The organism is Aeromonas sp. 602396, assembly GCF_049173735.1.
Classification (GTDB): Bacteria; Pseudomonadota; Gammaproteobacteria; order Enterobacterales; family Aeromonadaceae; genus Aeromonas; species Aeromonas veronii_A.
The window spans coordinates 166,217-174,387 of the sequence record NZ_JAAKSD010000008.1 but is presented as its reverse complement, the minus strand read 5'-3'; the positions used below and the strand labels follow the sequence as shown (position 1 = coordinate 174,387).

At 58.6% G+C, this 8,171-nt stretch carries 7 protein-coding genes and 1 pseudogene; 4 read left to right on the top strand and 4 right to left on the bottom strand.

Annotation, left to right across the window (positions count from 1 at the left end):
- Positions 1 to 322: transposase (locus G5229_RS11995; RefSeq protein WP_421209177.1), on the top strand; the 322-nt coding region annotated here is incomplete at its 5' end.
- Between the two features lie 39 nt (positions 323 to 361).
- On the opposite strand, the pseudogene G5229_RS11990 reads toward G5229_RS11995, so the two are convergent.
- Both G5229_RS11990 and G5229_RS11985 read right to left on the bottom strand, forming a co-directional pair.
- A pseudogene (locus tag G5229_RS11990) lies at positions 362 to 619 on the bottom strand (transposase); the annotation flags it as partial.
- A 72-nt stretch (positions 620 to 691) separates the two neighbouring features.
- Positions 692 to 1,411, bottom strand: coding sequence for a hypothetical protein (locus G5229_RS11985; protein WP_421209181.1), 720 nt, complete (start codon positions 1,409 to 1,411; stop codon positions 692 to 694).
- A gap of 296 nt (positions 1,412 to 1,707) precedes the next feature.
- Here G5229_RS11985 and G5229_RS11980 point away from each other — a divergent pair, with 296 nt between their 5' ends.
- Positions 1,708 to 2,259 carry a lipoprotein gene (locus G5229_RS11980; RefSeq protein WP_421209176.1) on the top strand — a complete coding sequence of 184 codons (552 nt, stop codon included), beginning with the start codon at positions 1,708 to 1,710 and terminating at the stop codon, positions 2,257 to 2,259.
- A gap of 195 nt (positions 2,260 to 2,454) precedes the next feature.
- Positions 2,455 to 4,452 (top strand): hypothetical protein, encoded by a 1,998-nt coding sequence (locus tag G5229_RS11975; protein ID WP_421209175.1) that lies wholly within the window; start codon positions 2,455 to 2,457, stop codon positions 4,450 to 4,452.
- Positions 4,453 to 4,536: 84 nt separating this feature from the next.
- On the opposite strand, the gene glgC is transcribed toward G5229_RS11975, so the two are convergent.
- The gene (glgC, locus tag G5229_RS11970) at positions 4,537 to 5,811 is read right to left on the bottom strand and encodes a glucose-1-phosphate adenylyltransferase (RefSeq protein WP_005337070.1); all 1,275 of its coding nucleotides are present in this window, start codon (positions 5,809 to 5,811) and stop codon (positions 4,537 to 4,539) included.
- 189 nt (positions 5,812 to 6,000) lie between these two features.
- On the opposite strand from glgC, the gene G5229_RS11965 reads away from it, so the two are divergent.
- On the top strand, positions 6,001 to 7,641 hold the full coding sequence (locus G5229_RS11965) for an EAL domain-containing protein (RefSeq protein WP_421209174.1): 1,641 nt from the start codon (positions 6,001 to 6,003) through the stop codon (positions 7,639 to 7,641).
- Here G5229_RS11965 and G5229_RS11960 read toward each other — a convergent pair.
- Positions 7,604 to 8,098, bottom strand: a complete 495-nt coding sequence (locus G5229_RS11960) for a hypothetical protein (RefSeq protein ID WP_069553886.1) — start codon at positions 8,096 to 8,098, stop codon at positions 7,604 to 7,606. The genes G5229_RS11965 and G5229_RS11960 overlap by 38 nt on opposite strands.
- Between the last annotated feature and the right edge of the window lie 73 nt (positions 8,099 to 8,171).

Here is an 8,171-nt window from a genome sequence, read left to right as displayed (position 1 = left end):
AGCGCTGAAGCAACGGTGTGGCAGCGGGGAGCTAATCCATCACTCAGACCGCGGCGTGCAGTATTGCTCGGGGCTGTATCAGTCATTACATGAACGGTACGGGGTGAAATGCTCGATGACGGATGGGTATGACTGTTATCAGAATGCGTTGGCGGAGCGGGTGAACGGGATTTTGAAAGGAGAGTTGTTGTTGCAAAGCCCGCAGGATTTGACGCAAGAACGGGAAATGGTGCGTGAAGCTGTGAATATTTACAACGTGGAGCGGCCGCATCATGCATTGAAATACAGAACCCCCGATGCGGTACATAGGGGTTCTGAGTAGAGAAATGCCAGTTGAAAATGTGTAAACCTATTTCAGGACTAGACAGTCCTTCTCACGTTCGAGCCGGTTGATACGGGCTTCCAGCTCCTGGATTTTCTGCTGCTCCGGAGTCATTGCTTTGCTGATTGGGGTAGTGCCACTGCGTTCGGATTGCAGTTGCTGAACCCAGCGGCGAAGTACGGTTTCACCGACATCCAGTGAACGACTGGCTTCAGGGACAGAATATCCCTGGTCGAGCACCAGGGATGCGGCTTCGAGTTTGAATGCGGCAGTAAATGAGCGACGTAATCTTGTCATTGAACACCTCAGGTCATGGTGGCGACTGTACCACCTAAAATGGTGTCCGGGATGATTAGACCACTACATTGCTTATTGACGGGTGACCCGGATCTGCAGGGTCTGGCGCTCGCTCTGGCTGCTTCGCCCGCCCTGTAGCTGGGTGCCGAGGCTACTCCCCTGATCTGCCGAGCTGGTCGAGAGCTCCCCCACCGTCAGCCACTGGCCTGGGGCCCCGCTCACCTCGGTGGCACTCTGCCCACGATTGATGGTGCCCTGATCCAGCCTCGCCTGTTCGCTGCTCAGCGCAATCTGCACCCGATCGCCAATCAAGGTGGCCGTGGCATAGAGGCCGTTCACCAACGGCATCATCCCCACCACGGCGCCCCCGTTCCATTGGTAGAAAGTCACCGGCTGATAGGAGCCCATCTGCAGCAGCACGGGACGGCCCGAAAGCCCGCGCACCTGCCAGCTGTCGTTTTGGCTGCGCTGGTACTGCTGGGAGTTGCCATCGAGCAACCACTGCCGCTTGACCTCGTCGCGACTGATTGAGCCTCCCAGTTGCTGACCGCTGGCGGCACCATCGACCCGCCACTCGATAAGCAGGCTTTGCGGTGGCTGGTTGATCTGCGCCAGCGTGGCTTCGGCCTCCTGCAGCTGGGCTGGCGTCCCGCTCAGCACCAGCTGATTACCCATGGCACTCACCCCAAGCTGGGGATAGATCTCCTTGAGGGTCTGCACCGCGGCCTGCGCCTCGAATACCGGGATCACTTTCACCTCGGCCCACAGCGATGGGCTCCAGAGTCCCATCATGCAGCCAAGCCACAGCAGCGCCCTGCAGCCAACCTTGCCCATCCGAACCATTACGCTCTCCTCGTTCTCTTTGCTCTTCTCGCTCTCTGTGCTCTTCTCTCTGCTTAAGGCGTAGACCCATGCCCGCAGCCAACAGCTCAGCCCTATTCCGCTCACTCGTCGATGATGAACCCGGCGGTTGCCAAAAAACAATCGGGAATGCAGCAACTCCGTGATTTCCCACGGTATGAGGCTCTCATTCCACGCCCGTTATCGCGTAAGATAGCGCCATCATAGTTGCCCAAGCGGAATCCATCATGTTGAAACAGCTGTTGTTACTCCCCCTCGCCCTGCTGCTGGGGGCCTGCTCCCTGACCCAGTACAATGTCAGCGAGGCCGAAATCAACCAGTACCTCAAAGATCAGGTCTCTTTTGAAAAACAGCTGGGGATCCCCGGCATCATGTCGAGCAAGATCCGTCTGGATGAGATGCAGAGCCGTATCGGCCGCAAACAAGCGGATCGCATCGAGCTGGATGCCGCTGGCGACCTGCAGGTGAGCAGCCCCCTTGGCAGCCAGCAGATGAAGATCCGCTTTGCCCTGAGTGCCCGCCCCGACTATGTGGCCGAGCAGGGCGCCATCTATCTGCGCGACCTTGAACTGATCTCGGTCAAGACCGAGCCGGCCGATATCGGGGCCGCCCTCACCCCGCTGCTGCCCACCTTCAATCAGTCGCTCTCCCTGTTCCTGTCGCAGACCCCGGTCTACCGCCTCGACAGCAGCCGCAAGAACGAAGCCAGGATCAAGGACAAGGTTGAAGCCCTCAAGGTAGAGCCGGGCCGTCTGGTCATCCCGTTCAAGGTGCTCTGATCACCGCCGCACTGGCACTTTCATCGCAATAAACAGATAACCGCCCTCTTCGACAACGCACATCCGGTTTAACGTGCAGCCGAATGGGGCGGTTTTTTACTTCTCAAGTCCCCCTCAACACAGCATAATGCAGACCATTCTCATTTAGATTCGTCATGAGAAGCGTCAATAATAAAACCAATGGTGAGAAGGGACATGAGAAAAACCGTACTGGTTCAGGCGATCGCCTGCGCACTGATCAGCGGCGCCGCACACGCTGCCGTCAAGGTCGAAGACAAGAGATTCAATACCGCCGCCAACATGCTGGCCTATACCGAATTCGAGCTCTCCGGTGAGCCGCTGGCCGAAGCGCTGGGGCTGGATCTGGATGTGCTGGATGCCAACCGTGCCGATGAGCCGACCCCGTTCGACTTCGCTGCCGGCATCGAATCCTACGAATACTCCGAAGAGGCGATGTACGCCCTCAACTACCAATCCGGCATGGGCCCGCATCTGGTGAACGGGCCGCAAAACCTGGCCCGAGGCGGCACCATGGCCTCTCTGGGGCAACGGGTGTTGGCCATGGCCGATGCCGTTGGCTTCCCGGCTGATGAAGTGCCGCAGGGCATGTATCCCCTCTCCCTGCCCTACGCCTCCGCCAATCCGGAGTTTGCCCAGGCCGTCAACGCCACCCCGGTCAATGGCGACCAGATCACCATCAAGACCGCCAAAGGGACCGAGAAAACCGTCAAGACCCAGGTGCCAGCCTACTTCCGCGACTACAGCACCCTGCGCTGGAGCGGCAGCGACAACCTGCTGGTGCCCGCAGCGGTGGGCGGTATCCTGCTCAAAGAGGTGATGTGGTCGCAAGACTTCCTCGGCGGCATGCATGTGGCCGAGACCGATGAAGAGGTTGAAGCCGCCTCCGCCACCATGGATCAGGATGGCAAGCACAAGCTGGGCGTCTCTGCCGCCGATGGCTTCAATGGCATGATGCTGACCGAGCAGTCCATCGACAAGCTGGCCATCATGCAGAACCAGCTTGGCTTCGATGGCAAGCAACTGGGCGCCAAGATCACCCCGCAGTACGATCCGGCCAAGGGCGTGATTTACTTCCCCCATCAGGTGAAAGTGACCGAAACCAGCAACAACGATGCCGGCGCCATCGGCAAGCTGGAGGTGGTGGATGGTTCCGCCCAGCTGCGCGATGCCTGGATGATGCTGTGGCCGCTCTCCGAGTTCTATGCCTTCAGCGATCAGCGCAGCGCCAACACCAACCAGAACCCGGCCTTCCACGCCGTGTTTGACGGTGCGCCGTTTGCCGCCGCACCGGCTGCCAACAAGACCAATGACCTGGGCAAAGCGGTCGCGGGCAGCGATGCCTTCTCGCTGGCGATCAATCTCTCAAACCTCACCTTCAAGAACCTGGCGGCCCTGCACTTTGATGCCAAGGCTGGCACCCTGGTCGACAGCTGGCAGGCAGGCAAACAGGGCAAACACGTCACCACCTTTGACGCCGCTTACGCACTGGTCGCCCTGCAGATCTTCCAGCGCGCTCAGGACGCGCTGCCGGTCGGTTACGCCGCCGGTGACAATGGCGAGCTGAACCTCAAGACCAAGCAGGGTCAACAGGCGCTCGACTTGATCCGCAAGCAGGCCGATTTCATCCTTGCCAACCTCAAGGGCAAAAATGGTCTGGTGCATGACGGCATAACCCTGGGTGGCAAGCTCGATGCCGGCTACTCCATCGATGCGCAGTTCGCCGCTATCCGCGGTCTGACGGCCGCCTTCCTCGCTACCTCCGATGCCAAGTACCGCACCGCCGCCCGCGAGCTGTTTGTCGCTGCCGACAAGGCCTACTTCAATGCCAAGGCGGGCACCTGGCTGGCGGGTAAACAGGGTGAATACACTCCCTGGACCCAGGCGGCCATCTCTGGCGCCCTGCGCTCTGCCATGCTGAACCTGCGCAACGAAGGTGCCGAGAAGGCGCCCGAGCTGGAGCTGGCCAAACTGACCGGTCAGTACGTCAGCTGGTTCCGTGGCACCGTCAATGGTGGCATGCAGATGGCCGAGTGGATCGGCGACTCCGGCGAGAACATCATCGAAGGTGCCGGCAGCGATACCGATGAAGATGGCGTTCCGCAAGTGACCGCGGCCGGTGGCAAGCACGGCACCGCCATGGTGATGGCCGCCAAAGCGGTGGTTAGCGAATAATCCTCGCCATTCACCAGCATGAAAAAGGGAGCCAACTTGGCTCCCTTTGCATTACAGCGTCTGACACAGTTTCAAGGGCCTTCCTCAGACCAGCTTGTCCAGCATCTCCTTGGTCACCAGCACAATCCCCTGCTCGGAGCGGTAGAAGCGGCGGCTATCCTCATCGGCATTCTCGCCCACCACCAGTCCATCGGGCAGCACACACCCTTTATCCACCACCACCCGGCGCAGACGGCAACCGGCGCCAATCTCGACCCCGGGGAAGATGATGGCTTGATCCAGGGTGCAGAAGGAGTGCACCCGCACATTGGTAAAGAGTACCGAATTGAGCACAAACGATCCGCTGACAATGGTACCGCCCGAGAACATGGAGTTGATGGTCATGCCGTGCTGGCCATTTCTGTCCTGCACAAACTTGGCCGGAGGCGTCAGGGTCTGGCTGGTCCAGATAGGCCAGTTCTGATCGTAGATATCGAGCTCGGGCAGCACGGAGGCGAGATCCATGTTTGCTTCCCAGAAGGAGTCCAGCGTACCCACGTCACGCCAGTAGGGCTTTTGCCCCTCGCGTGCCCCGACACAGGACATGTTGAAGGGGTGCGCAAAGGCCATCCCCTCCTCCACAATGCGGGGGATCACATCCATTCCGAAGTCGTGTTTGGAGTCCTGATTGTGAATGTCCTCCTCCAGCAGTTGGTAGAGGTACTCCGCCTCGAAGATATAGATCCCCATGGAGGCCAGCGAGCGATCTTCGCAACCCGGCATGGCGGGCGGATTGGCCGGTTTTTCGACGAAGGCGCGGATCTTGCGCTGCTCGTCAATATCCATGATGCCGAAAGCAGAGGCCTCGGCCCGCGGCACTTCGATGCAGGCTACCGTCACCTTGGCGCCAAGGCGCACATGGTCGAGCAGCATGGCGGCGTAATCCATCTTGTAGATGTGATCCCCTGCCAGCACCACCAGGTATTTGGGGCCATAGTCACGGATGATATCGACGTTCTGATAGATGGCATCGGCGGTACCGCGATACCAGTGCACCTCGTCCACCCGTTGCTGGGCAGGGAGCAGGTCGATGAATTCGTTCATCTGGTAACGCAGGAAGGACCAGCCCGATTGCAGGTGACGCAGCAGGCTGTGAGATTTGTATTGGGTGACTACACCAACCCGGCGGATCCCCGAGTTGATACAGTTGGAGAGCACAAAGTCGATGATCCGGAATTTGCCACCGAAATGGACGGCAGGCTTGGCTCGGTTGTCAGTCAACTGCTTCAGGCGACTGCCACGTCCACCTGCCAGCACCAGTGCCATACTCTGGTTCAACAATTGTCGTGCTTTGGCACTATTTTCTGGCTCTAACAACATGATTTACCTCTGCCTTGTTTGATCTGTTTTCAACTCATCTTCGCCTGTTTCGGTACCTGTGAAAGTGGTTTCACTCACATTTAACCGATTTCAATTGACCCTTTTCACCGAGTTGCGAGGAATAGCATGCTTTGCACCGCAAGCTTGGTTAAAATTCCCTCATAAAGCAGCCACTTCAAGGATAAAAAGATGGTTCACAAGCTTGGACGCCCCCTCTTCATGATCGCCACCATAGTGACCATACCCCTGCTGCTCCTGCAAGCAGTTTGGTTGGCCCTTCAGAGCACACCGCTCACTCTGACAGTTATTCTGGCCACCACACTGCTCGGCATGATCCTGTTGTTAATGCTGGCCATGCGCACCATGGACGGCATGGTCCAGCATCAGGAGCTCACCTGGGTCAAGGCCATCAGGAGCCGGGATCCCTCACTGCTTGATGAGCCCGCCTCCCGGGAAGTGCTGCAACAGCTGCTGGAACAGTTCGAGAGTGCCGAACAGAGTGCCCATCGTCAGCTGACCGAACTGAGCAATCTGGCCACCACCGACGAGCTGACTCAACTACTCAACCGCCACGCCTTTCGCCGCGACATGACCGAGTTGCTGCAGCGGGATCAGGACACCCAGACCGCAAGTCTGGTGCTGATCCGCGCCACCGAGCTTGGCAAGATCAACGCCCAGCGCGGCTTCCAGTCTGGTGATGCCTACATCAAGGACATGGCGGCCCTTATCAAGCGGGTGGTGAGCCGCTTCCCGGGCAATCAGGTCTATCGCATTTCGGGGGCTGATTTCGCCGTGCTGGTGCAACCGGTGGCCAATATTCCCCCCCATCTGCTGGGACAGGATTTGAAAGTGGCTTTCGATCACTATCAGGCTCAACACGAGCTGGAGAGCACAGGTTACTCGGGGTTGACCAAGCTCAGCAGCGGCCAGAAAATCGAAGCCGTGCTGGCCAGGGCGGATTTGGCGCTGGCACGCGCCCAGACCGAAACCATCAATGGCTGGGCCATCCAGCAGGATGACAACGTCTCCGATCTGCAGGGACAGCATCACTGGCGCGAGGTGCTGACTGAAGTGCTGGCACAAGAGCGACTCAGCTTCACCTATCAGCCAATCCAGCCCCTGCACCGCAGCATGCTGGCCTACAACGAAATCTACACCCGTTTCAGCGGCAGCGATGGTACCGCCCTGCCCACCGACACCCTGTTTGCCATGGCCCAGCGGCTCGATATGGTGATGCGGCTGGAGCAACTGGTGATTGTTCATATAATGCGTCAATACCGGGCTTTTGGTGCCAATCAGAGTCGCTGGGGAGTCAATCTCTCCCCCAACCTGCTGCAAAACAGCGCCTTCCTGATCTGGCTTGACCGCCAGTTGCTCAAAGATCCCAATACCAGCGCCAATCTGGTGTTCGAGCTGGATGAAGAGCATCTGGAACGCAATCTGACCGGTGCCAAGCGGGTATTTGAACTGCTGCGCCGCAACGGCAGCCGCTCGGCGATCGCCAATTTCGGCAAGGGGATCGGCTCCTTTACCCTGTTTCGCGAGCTCAAGCCCGACTACATCAAGCTGGATCCTGCCCTTATTACCGGGCTGGAGCAGGATCAGACCAACCAGCAGTTTGTGCGGATGATCGTCGATGTATCACATCGGATGGGATGTCAGGTGATTGCTGAGGGGGTAGAACAGCTTGGCCAGAAACAGCTGCTGCAGGGGATGTATGTGGATGGCTTGCAGGGCTATCTGATCGCCCGGCCGCAACCGCTGCGACCGGATATCAGCCAGCTGGGGCTCTTTACTGAGGATGCTTCAGCTTCAACAGGGTCAGAATGATGTCATTGAGCTGGCGGTAACGCTCCAACTCCTTCTGATCGTAACGGGTCGCCAGTGTAGTAGGATTGTGGCGGTTTTTGAGGTAACGGTTGATCTGCAACCGGTTGAACCCCGCCACCTGATAGACCTGGCCAAGCAGGCTATTGAGCTCATCGTGCTCCAGACCGGCTCTGGCCAGATAGTCCCCATCGGCGGGACTCTCGGTCTGGTGGCTCCACTTGCCAATGCGACCACTCTCCTGCAGATAGCTGAGCCACTGCTCGATATAGAGCGGTTTGCACCCCGCCAACAGGTTGAAAAAGCCCACCGCATCGCAACGACAACCGCTCAGGAGCACGACCGCCAGCTGATCATCATCGCACTGGAAGGTCACTGGTCCGGCTTGCGCCCAATCCAGCGCCTGCACCCGAATGCTGGCCTTCTCACCCGCAGCTCCCGTTACGTCGAATACAAACATGGCGCTCCTCCCTTGGCAAAAGGTTGATGATGGACCATCCCCCTGACAGGTGCAAAGGCAAATCGGCTTTTAA